At 39.1% G+C, this 16,240-nt stretch carries 16 protein-coding genes and 1 riboswitch; of the genes, 2 read left to right on the top strand and 14 right to left on the bottom strand.

Translation table 11 applies throughout. The features are described 5' to 3' along the window. Positions 1 to 2 precede the first annotated feature (2 nt). From H9648_RS11480 to H9648_RS11460, 5 genes are all read right to left on the bottom strand, one after another. The gene (locus H9648_RS11480) at positions 3 to 455 is read right to left on the bottom strand and encodes a DUF2663 family protein (RefSeq protein WP_191753948.1); all 453 of its coding nucleotides are present in this window, start codon (positions 453 to 455) and stop codon (positions 3 to 5) included. Between the two features lie 193 nt (positions 456 to 648). Continuing rightward, entirely contained in the window at positions 649 to 957 is a 309-nt protein-coding gene (locus H9648_RS11475) for a hypothetical protein (protein WP_191753947.1), read from the bottom strand. Next, a complete protein-coding gene (locus H9648_RS11470) occupies positions 947 to 1,564 on the bottom strand; it encodes a CPBP family intramembrane glutamic endopeptidase (RefSeq protein ID WP_318243515.1) in 618 nt (205 codons plus the stop codon). Before H9648_RS11470 ends, H9648_RS11475 begins: the two co-directional genes overlap by 11 nt. 15 nt (positions 1,565 to 1,579) lie before the next feature. Beyond that, complete coding sequence (locus H9648_RS11465; protein WP_191753945.1) at positions 1,580 to 3,079, bottom strand: RecQ family ATP-dependent DNA helicase; 1,500 nt, start codon at positions 3,077 to 3,079, stop codon at positions 1,580 to 1,582. Next, a complete protein-coding gene (locus tag H9648_RS11460; protein WP_191753944.1) occupies positions 3,057 to 4,049 on the bottom strand; it encodes a YpbB family protein in 993 nt (330 codons plus the stop codon). The genes H9648_RS11465 and H9648_RS11460 overlap by 23 nt, the downstream gene beginning before the upstream one ends. A gap of 305 nt (positions 4,050 to 4,354) precedes the next feature. On the opposite strand from H9648_RS11460, the gene H9648_RS11455 reads away from it, so the two are divergent. Together H9648_RS11455 and serA are read left to right on the top strand one after the other, a co-directional pair. After that, complete coding sequence (locus H9648_RS11455) at positions 4,355 to 4,603, top strand: ferredoxin (protein ID WP_137789014.1); 249 nt, start codon at positions 4,355 to 4,357, stop codon at positions 4,601 to 4,603. A gap of 194 nt (positions 4,604 to 4,797) precedes the next feature. Next, entirely contained in the window at positions 4,798 to 6,372 is a 1,575-nt protein-coding gene (serA, locus tag H9648_RS11450; RefSeq protein WP_191753943.1) for a phosphoglycerate dehydrogenase, read from the top strand. A gap of 50 nt (positions 6,373 to 6,422) precedes the next feature. On the opposite strand, the gene H9648_RS11445 is transcribed toward serA, so the two are convergent. The 9 genes from H9648_RS11445 to H9648_RS11405 form a co-directional block, all read right to left on the bottom strand. Then, a complete protein-coding gene (locus H9648_RS11445; protein WP_191753942.1) occupies positions 6,423 to 7,235 on the bottom strand; it encodes a histidinol-phosphatase in 813 nt (270 codons plus the stop codon). 242 nt (positions 7,236 to 7,477) lie between these two features. Next, on the bottom strand, positions 7,478 to 8,008 hold the full coding sequence (locus H9648_RS11440) for an ECF transporter S component (RefSeq protein WP_191753941.1): 531 nt from the start codon (positions 8,006 to 8,008) through the stop codon (positions 7,478 to 7,480). Beyond that, positions 8,001 to 8,402 (bottom strand): DUF4430 domain-containing protein, encoded by a 402-nt coding sequence (locus H9648_RS11435; RefSeq protein WP_191753940.1) that lies wholly within the window; start codon positions 8,400 to 8,402, stop codon positions 8,001 to 8,003. The genes H9648_RS11440 and H9648_RS11435 overlap by 8 nt, the downstream gene beginning before the upstream one ends. A 364-nt stretch (positions 8,403 to 8,766) precedes the next feature. Beyond that, a riboswitch (cobalamin riboswitch) is annotated at positions 8,767 to 8,950 on the bottom strand. 112 nt (positions 8,951 to 9,062) lie between these two features. Beyond that, on the bottom strand, positions 9,063 to 10,862 hold the full coding sequence (locus tag H9648_RS11430; protein ID WP_191753939.1) for an ATP-binding protein: 1,800 nt from the start codon (positions 10,860 to 10,862) through the stop codon (positions 9,063 to 9,065). Beyond that, positions 10,859 to 11,575, bottom strand: coding sequence for a response regulator transcription factor (locus tag H9648_RS11425; protein WP_066395787.1), 717 nt, complete (start codon positions 11,573 to 11,575; stop codon positions 10,859 to 10,861). Before H9648_RS11425 ends, H9648_RS11430 begins: the two co-directional genes overlap by 4 nt. 474 nt (positions 11,576 to 12,049) lie before the next feature. Next, positions 12,050 to 13,234 (bottom strand): c-type cytochrome biogenesis protein CcsB, encoded by a 1,185-nt coding sequence (gene ccsB, locus H9648_RS11420; protein WP_191754083.1) that lies wholly within the window; start codon positions 13,232 to 13,234, stop codon positions 12,050 to 12,052. Between the two features lie 25 nt (positions 13,235 to 13,259). Then, entirely contained in the window at positions 13,260 to 14,864 is a 1,605-nt protein-coding gene (gene resB, locus H9648_RS11415; RefSeq protein WP_191754082.1) for a cytochrome c biogenesis protein ResB, read from the bottom strand. A gap of 12 nt (positions 14,865 to 14,876) precedes the next feature. Next, positions 14,877 to 15,401: a thiol-disulfide oxidoreductase ResA gene (gene resA / locus H9648_RS11410; RefSeq protein WP_318243521.1), complete on the bottom strand. Its 525-nt coding sequence runs from the start codon at positions 15,399 to 15,401 to the stop codon at positions 14,877 to 14,879. A 54-nt stretch (positions 15,402 to 15,455) separates the two neighbouring features. Further along, positions 15,456 to 16,202, bottom strand: a complete 747-nt coding sequence (locus tag H9648_RS11405) for a pseudouridine synthase (protein WP_191753937.1) — start codon at positions 16,200 to 16,202, stop codon at positions 15,456 to 15,458. Positions 16,203 to 16,240 lie beyond the last annotated feature (38 nt).

The raw sequence follows: 16,240 nt of genomic DNA, 5'->3' as shown, positions 1-16,240 counted from the left end.
CTTTATTTGTGAAGAATATTTATATTGTATTCTTGTTTCATAAATTCAAAAACAACATGCCTCTGGTTCCATTGTTCCTCATCACTCCACCATTCTTCATTACGATCTATAAAATCTTTTCTGATCGCTTCAAAGTCATCGTCAGCTTTTTTGTACTTCTTTTTCATCCATATCATATAGAAGCTTGCAAAAATAGTAAAACCTGTACAGATCCACACCATCTCATCAGAGAATAACAACGTTAATGGATTTGAAAACCTTGAGGCAGTTGGAAGCTTATAATAGTAAAGGTAAACGAAGGTTGCTAGTACAACAAAGATCATCGATATTCCCCATTGGTTGATGGCTTTTTTCCACTTGTCTTTTTCAGCTTTTTTATCAACAAGCTGTGCTAACACTATACTTGTCAATTCATTAACAAAGGGCTTTATCTTCCAGTGATTCAGTGCATTCATCCGCATAACCTCCTGTACACATAACTATGCCTATACAAGCAGATTCATGCTTTTTAAAAATAGCTTTTCCCTATGTTCAGCCCTTGAAATTTTTGATTGGAACAATGACACCAATATACTTTTTTAAGAAGAGCCCTTGAAAAGTTATTCGTAACAAAAAAAGACCGTCTGGATATTGGGAGCCAGACGGTCTTTATTCTTCAATTTCTACTTGTTCAACACCTTCTCTATCTTCACTTTGTACTGGAATATAAAGGTCTTTTGACCACAATTTATAAGTAAGTGTGATTCCAATCAAAAGAATAAAAGCTGCTAAGAGTAGTCGAGTGACTAAAAAAGTTGTCTTTCTCTTTTCTTTATTAGCGTTTTTTTGATTTTTTTCATCTTCTCTCTTTCTCCCGTGTACTTCACTTCTAGAAGGCAAAGAATGAGCATGTTGAACAGAAGCGATCGTATTGTCTGCTGTTCTGTTTCTTAAACTCTCTGCTTGGTCATTCTTCATCCCGACCCACACTCCCATTCTCGCTGTCTGTGATATTGTTGTTGCTCTTGTTTTGTTTAGCTATCCAGCATCCAGAAATAAAATCGATCAAGAAATGAGCTAAAAAAGGTACCCAGATGTTATCTGTCATCTCATAGATCATACCTAGCCAAAAACTTAATCCACAAACGATACTAAATAGAACAGGTTTTTTTATATAACGAACGTGCAGTACAGCGAAAATAATACTCGTTAAAAATAGACCTAAAAGTGATTGAAGGACTCCGCGGAAGAGCCACTCTTCAGCAAAAGCAATTATGCCTGTTAGAAAAAAGATATGAATGTAAGAGAGAGAACCAAAAATCTTTTCGTTGATTCCGCCATCATCTAACGATTCTTCCGGCAACCTCTTTTTTAACTGAATTGATAAAAAAGGAAGGAACAATCCTGTACTTATCGCAAGCAGCCATTCGTTTATAGAAAGATCAAGGTCATGCAACACCCATGGAAATGAGACGTTAAAGAAGAATGCAAGTCCTAACGCCGCTATCATAAACAAACTTTGTGAAAAATAGACGTTTAACAGAAGTTCTCTCGGTGTGATCTGGTCGATCCAATTGTTTTTCACAGAATTCCTCATCCTTTAGTTGTACACTTCCTGTCTTAAAAGTCGTTTTAGTTCATCTTCCCATAATCCATAAGAAGTGTTGCGTGAAGCTTGCTTTCCATAAAAGTATGAAAGGTCTGTTCCACAATGTCCACAGCACATTGAATTTTGTTCATGTCCGGATTCTCCGAAATATCTCAACAATCCACTTCGTTTACACTCATTACCTGCTGCCCACTTTTCGATCGCTTTTAATGATTCTATCTTATCAGCTTTTCTATTCTCAATCATGAATTTTATTGTCGAGACCAGCACATTTTTTTCGTGAACATCTAGACTTCGTTTATCTAGAACATCTGCTTTTTTTAAATGATATTCCATGAATCTTTGACCAGTTTCAGATAAACCAACAAATTTCAGCTTTTCTCTGTAGGTAATCTCTTTTAACTGTTCATGATCGGAAAACAAATAATCAATTTGTACTTGATCAGGCAGTTCTTGATCAATAAAATGGTACGGTATCTCCAGATCAGCTGGATGATACAACAGGACAGCTGCAGAAGGTTTGGAGTCTCTGCCCGCTCTCCCTATTTCTTGAACATATCCTTCAATCGTAGAGGGTGTGTGAAAATGAATCACAAATCTGATGTCCGATTTATTTATTCCCATTCCAAAAGCATTCGTACAAATAATAATGTTCAGCTGTGATTCAAGAAACTGTTTTTGTACAAGTAGTCTTTCATCCGCATTCATGCCACCATGATAATAAGCGATACCTTCTATTTCATGATCTTGAAATTTTTTCACTAGCCGTTCTGCCGCATTCCTGGTATTCGTATAGATGATGCCCGGACCTCTAAGCTGTTGAACCAGCTTGATTGCTCGCTCCACTTTCTGATCATGCTCATCAAAGCGTTCAACAAAGATAGATATGTTCGAACGGTTCACGCTATGAATATGTACTTTTGCAGTCTTCATGTCTAGATGATGAAGGATATCATTCTGTACTTTTTTTGTTGCCGTTGCTGTTAATGCAAGACAAAGCGGATTTCCCATCGCTTTTTTCATATCTGCTAACTCTAGATAAAAAGGACGAAATTCATGACCCCATTGTGAGATACAATGGGCTTCATCGACTACGAATAACGACCAACTGACTGACAGCAGAATAGAACGGATGTATGGGTTTTGAAGGATTTCAGGACTCACAAACACAAACTGATAATCTTGTATTCTTTTTAGGATGATTTGTTTCTCACCCTGATCTAAAAAGCTGTTAAGTGCGACCGTTCTCTTGAATCCGGCTTGTTTGAACTGATCTACTTGATCTTCCATCAAAGATACCAATGGAGAAACGATAAGTGCTCTTCCTTTTAATAGATGTGCAGTCATCTGATAGATTAGTGTTTTTCCCGTTCCAGTCGGCAGCATACCTAACACATCATTACCTGAAAGCAGATCCTCAATAATCTCTTTTTGGCCAGATCTAAACGTAGAAAATCCATATAATTCTTTAAGTGCTGCTTCCAGTTGCATGTTTACCACCCTCTTTTGCAAGTACTAGCCTGATCTGAAAATAGGACAGATGTGGAAAGGCATCTTTAAATGGGCGAAGCTTCGTTTCATTCGTTTTTCGGTAAAAGTGTTTTACCTTTAAAAATTCTTGTTCATCAATGTAAGGGATTATCGGAAAATCAGAAACTTCCCTTGCAATCTCGACAAGATGATCTTCTAGTGTGCTGCTCTTAAGATTTCTAACGCTCATGATTTCCTCTATCGATTTATTGATTTTTAACATTTTATAAGTTCTCGATGCTGAATTCGTTAATGCTGGAGCTTCTGTATACGAACCTATTAAGGAGTACAGCATAGGAAGATCAATCTTTTCTGAGGTTACCTTTTGTATGAGAGAGTGCAAGACCGCCCTGAAACGAAGGACAGTCTCTTGTAGACTAATACCTTCAACCAGGGATATCTGCTCAAATGTACTGCCGATTCTATTGTAGCCAGACAGTTTCTTAACAAATAGATCCGCTGATACCTTATCATGTTCAAACAGTATCCGTGATACTTCAGAATAGAGTTTTCCCGCTTGAACCTTTCTTTCTGAATCTGACTTAGGAAAAACAGATTTGACTTTTTGAATCACTGAGAAGTCCCTTACTACTGGTGAATAATTGAAATTCCCATAAAGAGAATTGGAAAGAGCTTGTACATATAACGTAATCACTTGCCAACAGGAAGTCTCGATTGAGGCATACTTTAGTCCGTTTAAATGCTTTAGGTATGATAATCTATCACTCTCACACGCGAGAACTTCTTCACCTTTTTCAGTAAGGATATAAACATGGTCTTCTACAGCCTTCATATACTTTTCTTTTATCAAGCTTTGAATAGTATCAATAAAAGTTTCATGTGCCATGCCCTTAAAAGAGGCATAATATCGTTCAATGCCGAACCATTGACTGTCAGACAATGATTGCGCCGTTTTCTTTCCAGTAACCATATAATAGACGCCTGAGCTTTTTCTACTACCGTTTATTTTTCGAAAGATATCTAATAAAACAACATGACAAATATCTATAATAAATCACCACACTTTATCATATAATCTATCTTATCAGATTTAAGGAAATTTAAGAGTAAAAGTGTTATATTAAGAGGAAGATTGGGAATAAAAGATATGACGAGGTCCTAATTTTCTATTGAAATGTAGAGGGATACTTATTACAATATGATTAGTAGACCCTTAATTTAAAATGGTTAAATATGTAAGTCGGTATTTTTTCAATTCCTTAGGAGGTATTCATTATGCCAAAGTATACGATTGTTGACAAAGAAACTTGTATCGCATGTGGAGCATGCGGAGCTGCAGCACCAGACATTTACGATTATGACGACGAAGGAATTGCGTTTGTAACTCTTGACGATAACCAAGGAATCGTTGAAATTCCAGATGTATTGTTAGAAGATATGCAAGATGCATTCGAAGGCTGTCCTACAGATTCCATTAAAGTATCTGAAGAGTCATTCGATGGTGATGCATTAAAATTTGAATAGTTTACATCTGACTTTAAAACCCTCTTTCATTAGAGGGTTTTTTATTTATTTTATTAAGGATGATTCTCATTGTCAATTAGTTTTCTTGTTATTTGAAAACGCTATCTTAAAAATCATAGTTGTACCTATCGTCAGAATGTGATAAATTATCAAAATATTGATGCTATTCATAAAGATAGACAAGGGGTGGAACTGTGACAGCAACCGTATTAGTCTGTGATGGAATAACGAGTGAAGGTGTTGAACCGTTAGTAAAACTTGAAGGTGTTGAGCTGATCTTCGGAAAACTTGACGAAATCACGCAACCAGAAAACATTCAAGGAATTATGGTACGCAGTGCAACAAAGATTACAGAAGAAGTATTGAATCAGCTGCCTGCGCTTCAAATCATTGCACGAGCTGGTGTTGGTGTAGATAATATCGATCTGAACGCAGCTACAAAAAGAGGTGTACTCGTAGTAAACGCACCTGAAGGAAACACCATCTCCACAGCAGAACACACTTGGGCCATGATGATGGCATTGGTCCGCAACATTCCTCAAGCCAATCAATCTGTAAAACAAGGTGAATGGAACCGCAAAAAGTATACAGGGCAAGAGCTTTACCAAAAAACACTCGGTATCGTCGGTATGGGACGAATCGGCTCTGAACTTGCGAAGCGCGCGAAAAGCTTCTCCATGAACGTACTTGTATTTGACCCTTATTTTCCAAAAGAAAAACAAAAAGAACTATCCGTTACATCTGTTGATCTCGATACGTTAATCCAGCAGAGTGACGTTATCACCGTTCATACCCCGCTTACAAAAGATACCCATAAACTATTAAATCTTGATAACTTAAAATATGCTAAAAAAGGTGCGTTTATCTTAAACTGTGCTCGTGGAGGCATCATCGATGAGGAAGCTCTTCTACACTACTTAGATAACGAACATCTATCTGGCTGCGCTCTTGACGTTTTCGAACAAGAACCGCCTGTAAGCCGCTCTTTAGTCGATCATCCTAAAGTGATCGTTACACCTCATATCGCTGCATCCACTGTGCAAGCGCAGAAAAATGTAGCCTATATGGCGAGCGATGAGATTCGATCGCATTTTTTACATCAACCTTTAAAACACGCGGTGAACTTCCCTTCACTATCAAAAGATACGTATGAGAAACTGATTGCTTATTATGATTTCTCAAATCTTCTTGGTTCTTTTACGACTCAGTTCTTTAAAGAACCTGTTTCAGAGATTTCGATCGGCTACGGGGGATCATTATCTGAAACTGATACTACTTCCCTTACACGCAGTTTTTTGTGTGGCTTCCTAAAAACGAGACTAGACCGCCCTGTTAACGATGTAAACAGTATGGTGGCCGCAAAGGAACAAGGAATCGTAATCGGTGAAAAGCACGGGACAGACGATCACGGTTATCCGAATATCATCCACGTAAAAGTCACTGGCCTGAACACAACGTTTACTCTTTCAGCAACACTTGTTAAAGGTTTTGGAGGCCGAATCATCAAGTTGAACGGTTATACGGTTGATTTTGTACCACAAGGATCTCTTCTGTACATCGAGCATCGTGACACACCAGGAATTATCGGAAAAGTAGGAGCTTTCTTAGGAGAACGCAGCATAAATATCGCAACGATGCACGTTGGGCGGAAATCAGCTGGCGGTGAAGCCATGATGGTCCTTACCTTTGACACGCAGCTTCCAGAATCTACTCAGAAAGAGCTGAGGAGCATTGAGGATCTTCTCGTGTGCAAACCTTTGGATCTATAGTATCAAGATAGCAAAAAGCTCTGCATGATGCAGAGCTTTTTTATGTGTGTTTATCCTAAATCTACTTCTTTTCTTTCCCCATCCTGAAAAGTCATTAACTTCGTGTAACCGATCTCTTTTGCAAGCTTTATAGTCGCCTCATAATTCTCTCCAACTTGGTGAGGTTCATGAGCATCTGAAGAGAGTACGATCGGTATCCCTTTTTTATAGCAAAGGGATAGAAGGTCTGGTTCTGGATAGATTCGTCCGACAGGTTTACGTAGTCCTGCAGATGAGATCTCTACACATGTTTTTGAATCTTTTAACGCATCCGTTATGCGCTCATACTGTTCTAATAAAAATTCTTGGTCAGTAGGAACATATTTAAAAATCTTGACTAGATCGATATGTCCAACAATATCAAATAGATTTGATTCTGCAAGTGTTACAATTTGATCATAGTACGAACGATACGTTTCATAAAGATCTCGACGGTCCCATTCTTTTCGGTATTCGGCAAGATCTATCCCAAAATCTTCGACCCAATGTACAGAACCGATCACATAATCGAATGGATAGGACTTTATGAAAGCTTCCATCTCAGTGTGCTTTCCTGGCGTATAATCCATTTCGATCGACATTCGAACGTCCATTTCCAACTGATCTGCTTTTTTAAAAAGATTCACATAATCGTCCATCTTGTAATAGCGTCTTTCTTCCATCCATGGTTTTGATACGATGTTTTTTGTTTCATAAAAGTGATACGCGTGTTCCGAGATCCCAAACTCTTGTATTCCCTTCTCTTTTGCCGTGTCTACAAATTGTTTTAGATAATCGATCGTTAATGTTCCTTTTTCGAGATGAGAATGGTAATCTGTTAGCATATTAATCTCCTTTTTAAAACGTTTTACCATATGTACCATGAATTCCTTGTTCGTTCAAGAGTTTATGCTCCCAATTTGACTCCGATAAATAAAACGCTTAAGCACATCATTAAAAAAATCACAGCAAAAAAACGGTTCAGATAATCTCGCATAGGGTCCTCCTAGGTAAAAGTAAATTCAACTTTATCATCCTATTCAGCTATAGAACATTTTGAACCGGTTTTTAAAGAAAAAAAAGCTACCTATTCAAAGGCAGCTTTTTGACTTACATCTTTATTAATATAATTTTCCATTACATAAAGAAGTGGTTTGTAAAGAACGATAAAGAATACTACGTTACCAATAGCGTGATTTAGATCAAAAGGAAGACTCGCTAAGTAATACGGCCAGAATTTCTGCATGATGATTCCACCAAAGATTACGGACATGATGAAACCAAACAAAAAGCCACAGAATCCTGCATAGATAGGAAGCAACAACCAAGGTATGTTATGTCTGTATTTGCCTAAGTATGCGCTCATAACGGCTATCAGCCCCCACGCAAACATCTGACCGAACGTCCACAAGCCATGTCCTAAAAAAAGATTTGTTGTTATCGTGCTTAGTATGGCAAGTAACAGCCCTTGAGCTGGACCGAGTACGAATGAAGCAAGAATGAGTATCGTCGTATTCGGCTGAACATTGGGTATCATAGCAAAGGCGATTCTACCTACTGTCAATATAGCAGCAAGTAAGGCGATGATCGTAATTCGTTTAACTGTCAGCTTATTCATATTTGTGAAGATCAAATTCTACTACATCGCCAGGTTTTAACGTAATATCCTTAGCACCCTTCATCGCTTCTTCACCGTTTACAGAAAAGAACCAAGATGTTTTCTCTTGTTCGCTTCCAGCCACGCCTTCAATACTGCTTATAAAAGCACCATCGTATTGAGTTTCAATCTTAAAGTTATCTTGCATCACGTCCATGATCGTCGCATCTTTTGCAATTTCGACTTTCTTTTCCGTAACCTTTTCTTTTCCGTTATCTTTCGTGATCTCAACCGTTACTTGTTCTTTCTTCGTTTCTTCTTGTTTCGGCTGATCAGCTGGTTCCTTCGTTTCAGTCGTTCCACAGCCCACTAACATCATCATCATTGTTGCTAATACTAAAAGTAATTTTTTCATGATTAAACCTCTTCCTAGATAATTTTCTTCATTTCATTGATCTTTGCTTTACCTATTGTTCATAAAACTTTCTCGATAAAGTTGATTGGAGCGGAAGATACGAGACTCCTGCGGGACGAGCGGTCAGATGAGACCCCTTAAGGCGCAACGCGGCAAGGGGGCTCACCGCACGCCCCGCAGAAAGCTAAGCAACTGGAGCGGAAATCAACCACCTTCTTAAAAGCAACAATATGTAAAATACTTCCTCGAAAAATCACGTACAACTAAAAAAATCCCCTTCGGCTACGAAGGAGATTAATAGTATACAGGCAGAAAACAGCAACCGGCCCCGGTACTGTTAAACACCCCCCTATCCTCGTAGGTCATGTCATGTAACAAACAGGCAGGTCTCCTGGCTCTTGATCATCGTCTCCTAACGCCTTCCCGTTTTCACAGTGGCGAAACTATAGGATTCTCACAATTACAGTGGCGGGACCGCAACGGATTCTAACCGTTTTCCCTATTAAGCTCGTCCAATAAAGGACTGCACCTGTTTAACACTTATGAAATTTTATAAATCACAATTCCTATTATAAACATATTGGAGAAATTTGTGAAATCCTTTTTTAATAACTGCTTTTGTTCCTTATGAAACAAGATTAATCGGGACGTATTGCTAATTTATTTCAACGTTCGCGGAATAACGAAAGAAAATGTTGTACCTTCATTATTCTTACTGTGAACGCTGATCTGACCACCATGTGCTTCCACTATGTTTCTTGCAATGGCAAGTCCAAGACCCGTTCCACCTGATTTCCCTCTTGTTCTTGCTTTATCACCTTTATAAAAGCGTTCGAAAACAAATGGCAGATCTTCTTCTTTAATGCCTGTTCCATTGTCTTTAACATAAAACTTCACGTTCTGATCGCTCACTTCTACAGTCAGGTTAACAAACCCACCTTGAGAAGTATGACGAATAGCATTATCGATCAAATTGGTTAAGACTTGCTCAATCCGGTCTGGGTCGATATCCATCTCCTCTTGCAGACTTTTGAGATTTTTGTTGAACTCTAGATTCAATTGAATCTCTCTGTCTTTTGCTGGGCCTTGAAATTTTCGCACGATTCTTTCTGCAAAAGGAATGATTGGAAGAGAGCTATAGTGAAGCTTCATATGACCCGCTTCTAATCTTGCAAGATCGAGAAGTTCGTTAACTAGTCTTCCCATGCGTTTCGATTCGTCTAAGATGATTCCTGCTAACTCTTTCTTCTCTTCTTCAGATTCTGCAATATCATCTACGATTGCTTCACTATACCCTTGAAGCATAGCGATCGGCGTCTTCAATTCATGTGAAACATTCGCAACAAAATCTTCTCTAAGCTTGTCCATTCGTCGTTCTTCTGTCATATCTCGAAGAACAGCGACTGCTCCTCGTATTAAAGACTGATCATACAGCGGCGTCATTACAACTACCCACGAGCGGCCTTGTATAGCAATCTCTGTCATCTGTTCACTCTCGAGTGCAACAACTTGTCCAAAGAGCTGTTTGACCGTCTCAGGAACGTTTCCGTTGACCTCTGTCTTCATGCCTGATTCGTAATAAAATGCCTGTAGGAATCGATCAGCAGGAGGATTTGTAACAAGGATGTTCATTTTTCTATCAAAGGTGATCACACCATCAGCCATAGAACTTAAAACACTCGTTAACTGTTCTTTTTCTTGATTCAATGCTGTGATGTTGTTTTTTAACTGTCTGCCCATACGGTTAAACGTCATGCCAAGTTCTCCGATCTCATCATGGGTTAAAATCGGCACTTTCATATCAAACTCACCTTTTGCTACAGAAGTCGCCGCTTCTCTCATCCTTCTTAATGGTGCCGTAATACGTGTAGATAAGAAAAATGCAAAGATCGTAGTTAAGATGATTGCGATCCCCGCTGCTAAAAAGATGAGATACTTTGTATGGTTCGTTGTCTTTTCCACATTTTCGATGGATTGATAGACGTAAACGGCTCCTGCATTTTCTCCCGACCCATAAGGTTCACCGTATATGATCATCGTTTGCATCGTCTCATCATTTTTATTCAGAACGGGAAAATCTCCGTTTACATATATCTTTTTTCCACTCTCTGCCACAGTTGATAACTGATCATTCTCTTTGAAAACGGAAACAGGGATATAAGGTGCATCATCGTAAGAATTCTTAGACATAAAGGATTCCTGATTTTCGTCTATGATCATAATAGACATGGAATATGCTTCAGCCATTTCACTTGTGATGCGTATTGCTTCCTCCTTGTTCTCATCGCTTTCCATAATCAACATCACTCGATCAGCCATCTTCGTTAATTGATCTCGCGCTTGATCATCGTAAAACGATTCAAAGAACTGTGTAAGAAGAATGGTGAGAAGCGTTAAAACGACCGAGACTAATAAAAGTATCGTTATCCATAGTTTGCCAACTACACTTCTCCAGATCATTCATTCCCAACCTCAAATTTATATCCCACTCCCCATACAGTTGCGATCATGGATGCTGCATCGGGTGAGACTTTATTAAGCTTTTCTCTTAGTCTTTTCACGTGTGTGTCAACTGTTCTAAGGTCACCAAAAAATTCATAGTTCCAAACATCTTTTAGTAATTGTTCGCGTGCATAGACTTTATCTGGGGTCTTTGCTAAATAGTACAACAACTCATATTCTTTTGGTGTTAAGTTAACTTCTTTTCCGCCAGCTGTTACACGGTGAGCATCGTGATCGATCGTAAGGTGCTTAAACACAACAACGTTCTTAGCAACTGTCTCGGTCTGAAGGAACTTTGTCGGAGAAGATCTTCTTAACAGTGCTTTTACCCGTAAGATGACTTCTCTTGGACTGAACGGCTTCGCGATATAATCGTCCGTACCTGCTTCGAATCCTTCTATCCGATTAAGCTCTTCTCCTTTAGCTGTTAACATGATTACAGGAGTCGCTTTCTTTTCTCTTAATTTCTCACAAACCTCAATCCCATCCATACCAGGAAGCATAAGGTCGAGCAAGATCAGATCAAAATTGATGGATACTGCCATCTGTAGCGCATCCTCACCATTTTCTGCTTCATGAACTTCGTAGTTCTCTCGCTCTAGATACATCGTTAATAGTTTTCGAATTCTTTCTTCATCATCAACAACTAGAATTTTAGCTTCTGTATCCATATTCAATCCTCCACTTTAAATCAGTTAAACAAGATTTTTTCCTGTCTCTATCATACATGAAACCAAGTACACTAAACAAACCGGACATGCTGTCTATCTATTTCTTTCATTTAGGGCTGGTTTTGAATAAAACTTATTCAGTAGTTGATTTCCGTTACAGATGCTCGCTTTCCACGGGGCGAACGGTGTTCGAAGAAGTAAGTGTGCTCCTGTGTCTACCAGCAAACCCTATCGAAGCGAGATTTCTCGTCGCATGCCTTACCAGAAGAAATTGCAGGTAGCTGGCACGCTACGCGCCCTTAGGAGTCTCCACCTGGCCGCTCGTCCCGTAGTCTCGCATCTTCCAATACAATAAACTTATCAATGAAGTAAATAAAATGATTAAAACAACAATTCTTAAAGGTCATTATGTAGTTGATCATGTTCGTCTCTTTTAAAAAAGTCTCTCTAATAAAAGAGAGACTTCTGAAATCATTAAGCGTATGAATGCAAACCTACAAGAACAAGGTTTACCGCGATCAAGTTAAATGTGATGATCCAGAACCCTAACACGCAAAGCCATGCAGATTTTTCTCCGTGCCAGCCTCTTGATAATCGTAAATGAAGAAAAGCGGCATAGAACAAGAACGTGATAAGAGCCCAAACTTCTTTTGGATCCCATCCCCAGAATCTTGACCAAGCTTGCTGAGCCCAAATCATAGCAAAGATAAGTGCTCCGAGTGTAAAGATAGGGAAACCGATGGCAACTGCTCGGTAGCTGATCTCATCCAAAAGATCTGGATTCATCTTTACTTTTGTCTGAAGAGCTGCTGCTATTCTTTTTCTTAAAATCAGACGAAGCAAGCCGTAAAGGACAGCTCCTGCTACTAGTGACCAGATAAACGTATTTAGCTTAATAGAAGCATCGACACCGTTCATCCAAGATGGAGTTGAGAATAGTGGTCCAAATGAACCGTCCAGTTGTTCTCCATTACTTGGACCAGAGATAGCCGGCATATCGTAAACTACTTTAACTGCTTGATTGTTATCATCCATCATCTCAAATGTTGATTCATATCCAACACCTTTGAATCCGATTGAAACAAAGATGAATCCAACAACAGCAATCAAGCTGTATAGGATGATCTCTAACCATAAAGTCTTTTTTGACGAGACCGTCTGATCAACTGTACGGATTAAATATATGAGACCTGATACGAAAGAGATCGCAAGGATTCCCTCTCCGAGCGCCGCTGTCGTAACATGGATCTTCAGCCAGTCACTTTGAAGCGCAGGAATAAGCGGAGAGATATCTCTCGGAAACATACTCGCATACGCGATAACAAGTACAGCTATAGGCATCGCGAAAACGCCTAGGCCGTTCGTTCGATAGATGGTGTATAAAATTATGAATGCAAGAACCATCATCATGCCAAAAAAGGTAGTGAACTCAAACAAGTTACTTACAGGGGCATGTCCACTTGCCATCCACCTTGTAATAAAATAGCCTAGTTGAGCTGCAAAACCTACACAAGAACTTATGAACCCTATTTTTCCCCACTTTTTTGTATGAACAGCATCTTTTCCTTTTTTATCTGAAATAGACATTGCAAAGAATAGAGTAGAGAACAAGTAAATAATAAATGCACTATATAAAAGTGTACTGCTGATTTCAGCCATCATTAACCCTCCCGCTTGAACAGCATTACTTTGAAGCTGTTTCTTTTTCTTCTAAAGGTGTGAGATTGGTCTTATCAGACAGAAATTCCACATCTTTTTTCAAGCCATACCAGTTCTTATTCGTATGAGCGGCTGCCCATACTTCTCCTGCATTTTGTTTGATCCAAATCCTTCTATAGTTCCAATACAATCCTTGTGTAACACCTATCATAAAGATGATTCCACCAAGTGCGATGATCCAAAGCGTATGGTCTTTTCGAACCGTAAGCGCCGTTAGATCTTTCGTTTCAATCCCAGCGAATGACATTTTAAACTGGTTCTCACCAGAATCTATGTTCTTCTGAATACCAACAAACGCTTTTTCTCCGTCAGGTGTTTTTGGAGAATACATTGAGAAAACAAACGCTGGATTATCAGGCAAGTTATTAACGGTTGATGGCTGGTTCTGGTCGTTTAAGACGAAGTTCGGAAAATATTCTTCAATCTTAACTTTATAGCCGTCCCCTAGATCATACTCTTTCTTAGGATCATGAAGATCTACTGTTAACTTACCAAACTTGTTGCCCGTTGCTTTTTCTTCAAGTTCGAAACTCATCTTGTAAAACTCGTTAAGCTTAAAATCTGTTTGATAAAGAGCGAACGAGTCGAACTTAAACGGTTCATTCACTCGGATTTCACCATTCTTTACTTTTACAAGCTCTGGCTCTGCTCCGATCGTATGGTTCTCTTTTGTTTTATAGAGAGTTACGTTACTTTGATAGTTTTTTGCAACTTCTCCGTCAACAGAGCTTAGCGCACTATTAAACTTCTTTTCTTCCTTATCATACATCTCAAGAATGAAATCATTGTTCTCCAGATAATATTGCCCATCTTCGGTTGAAGTGCCAGGAATAGAAGCTTTCTCTCCCTCTCGAACCCATAAGATATCGTCAACGTACATACCTGGAAAGAATCGAAGCATCGCTCCTGTTAAAAAGATAATCAGTCCAACATGGTTTACATAAGCACCCCATCTTGAAAATCGTCCCTTTTCCGCAAAAAGGTTACCATTCTCTTCTCGGACTTTATAACGAAGAGATTCTAGGGTGTACTTGATCTCATCAAGTTCGACATCATTGCTTTTTGAGAACAAACGCTGATTCTTCATGAATTGATCATGTCGCGTGACTCTTTGTGTCTTTAATGCTTTATAGAGCGGTATACCACGATCAAGACTGGCAATAATGATGGATAGACCTAGCATTCCTAGGAGAAGAATGAACCACCATGATCCATAAAGGTTATGAAACCCTAACAAATAATAGATAAGTCCAAACGTACCGTATTCGCTTTCATAATGAGTGGCAGGATCAACATTAGGAGGTATGAACGTTTCCTGTGGAAAAATGGTTCCGATTGCCGCTGCTACTAAAATAATAACAATGAGCCACACTCCGACTTTAACAGACGAAAAGAAGTTCCAAGTTTTATCCACAAACGTTTGTTTATAGGTTTGAGATCGTCTGGCGCTTCCCTCATACCTCATGCTTGATAGTACTTCAACATCTTGCTTCAGCGGTTTGCCGCAGGCTTGACAAAGACTTGTTCCGTATGGGTTAGAGTGGCCGCATTCACATGTTATCTTTTGCATCATTTCACCCCGTTACGGCTTTATTTTTTCCATAAAGGAAATAATTTTTTTCTCTGATAATGATTCACTCGTCCGTTCCACTACTTTTCCGTTCTTATCAATCAAAATGGTAGTCGGAATCGGTCCTATACCGAATGCTTTCGTTACTTCTCTTTGTTTGTCCATAGGAATAGGAAAACTCATACGATACCGGTCAGCAAAATTTTTAACTGATACGTTCGTTTCACTAACGTTTACAGCCAATATTTCTACACCTTGTTCTTTGTATTTTTCATATTGCCTTTGCATATAAGGCATCTCTCGTTCACACGGTTTACACCACGTTCCCCAGAAATTCAAGAAAACACCTTTACCACGGTAATCTTCTAACTCTACTTGTTTGCCATTCAGATCGGTTAGTACAAAATTTGGAGCCGTATCGCCTTTACTTATGTATGTACCTGACTCTTCATTCATACTGTTGTAGATCGTGTAACCGACCGCAACAACTAAAATGGCAAGCAGAGCAGAGCGAAACCACAACCTGTTTTTTTTCAACATCCATCCGCTCCTTTAAGCCGCTTCCATTTTACTATAACTTGAAAAAAAAGCCTATCTACGGCTTTTTTTTGACGTTTGTGTGACAGCCAAATTTCTTAGCTGTTTGATTTCATGTGGAGTAAGTTCTCGAAACTCACCAGGATTCAGCCCTTTAAGATCTAAATAGCCGTATCTTTCACGTTTTAATTTCATGACAGGTGTTCCGATCGCTTCTAACATACGCTTAACTTGACGGTTCTTTCCTTCATGAATCGTAAGCTCGATGATCGCTGTTCCCTTTTTCTTATCGATCGATGTTACTTTCACTTTCGCAGGAGCAGTCATTCCGTCCTCTAAGCGAATTCCTCGTTCGAGTTGCTTGATTCTCTCTCTTGAAGGAATTCCTTTTACTTTCGCAATGTACACTTTATCAAGCTGATAGCGTGGATGCATAAGTACGTTCGCAAACTCACCATCGTTCGTCATGATGATCGCACCTGTTGTATCATAATCCAATCTTCCAACAGGGAATACACGCTGTTCGATAATATCTCTAAAGTAATCAGCTACTACTTTTCTTCCCTTATCATCAGAAACCGCCGTAATCACACCAGAAGGTTTATACATCAAAAAATAAACGGGTTGTTCCCGTTGAATTTGAATCTCATTCACTTCAATCTTATCTTTTGTACCTACTTTTGTGCCGAGTTCGGTCACTACATTTCCGTTCACTTTCACTTTGCCTTCACGAATTAACTCCTCCGCTTTTCTTCTGGAAGTTACGCCGCTTTGGGCAATTACTTTTTGCAATCGTTCCATGATTTCACCTCATGTCTCATCATACCTTCATTATTCGT

The organism is Fictibacillus norfolkensis (assembly GCF_014836645.1).
Taxonomy (GTDB): Bacteria; Bacillota; Bacilli; order Bacillales; family Fictibacillaceae; genus Fictibacillus; species Fictibacillus norfolkensis.
The sequence above is the reverse complement of the archived record's forward strand: the minus strand, read 5'-3'. Positions and strand labels throughout refer to the sequence as shown.

What these genes read in the sequence shown, in the direction of transcription:
- H9648_RS11480 (WP_191753948.1), bottom strand. Translation starts at nt 455, where the DNA reads ATGAATGCACTGAATCACTGGAAGATAAAGCCCTTTGTTAATGAATTG.
- H9648_RS11475 (WP_191753947.1), bottom strand. Translation starts at nt 957, where the DNA reads ATGAAGAATGACCAAGCAGAGAGTTTAAGAAACAGAACAGCAGACAAT.
- H9648_RS11465 (WP_191753945.1), bottom strand. Translation starts at nt 3,079, where the DNA reads ATGCAACTGGAAGCAGCACTTAAAGAATTATATGGATTTTCTACGTTT.
- H9648_RS11460 (WP_191753944.1), bottom strand. Translation starts at nt 4,049, where the DNA reads ATGGTTACTGGAAAGAAAACGGCGCAATCATTGTCTGACAGTCAATGG.
- H9648_RS11455 (WP_137789014.1), top strand. Translation starts at nt 4,355, where the DNA reads ATGCCAAAGTATACGATTGTTGACAAAGAAACTTGTATCGCATGTGGA.
- H9648_RS11445 (WP_191753942.1), bottom strand. Translation starts at nt 7,235, where the DNA reads ATGCTAACAGATTACCATTCTCATCTCGAAAAAGGAACATTAACGATC.
- H9648_RS11440 (WP_191753941.1), bottom strand. Translation starts at nt 8,008, where the DNA reads ATGAATAAGCTGACAGTTAAACGAATTACGATCATCGCCTTACTTGCT.
- H9648_RS11435 (WP_191753940.1), bottom strand. Translation starts at nt 8,402, where the DNA reads ATGAAAAAATTACTTTTAGTATTAGCAACAATGATGATGATGTTAGTG.
- H9648_RS11430 (WP_191753939.1), bottom strand. Translation starts at nt 10,862, where the DNA reads ATGATCTGGAGAAGTGTAGTTGGCAAACTATGGATAACGATACTTTTA.
- H9648_RS11425 (WP_066395787.1), bottom strand. Translation starts at nt 11,575, where the DNA reads ATGGATACAGAAGCTAAAATTCTAGTTGTTGATGATGAAGAAAGAATT.
- ccsB (WP_191754083.1), bottom strand. Translation starts at nt 13,234, where the DNA reads ATGGCTGAAATCAGCAGTACACTTTTATATAGTGCATTTATTATTTAC.
- resB (WP_191754082.1), bottom strand. Translation starts at nt 14,864, where the DNA reads ATGCAAAAGATAACATGTGAATGCGGCCACTCTAACCCATACGGAACA.
- H9648_RS11405 (WP_191753937.1), bottom strand. Translation starts at nt 16,202, where the DNA reads ATGGAACGATTGCAAAAAGTAATTGCCCAAAGCGGCGTAACTTCCAGA.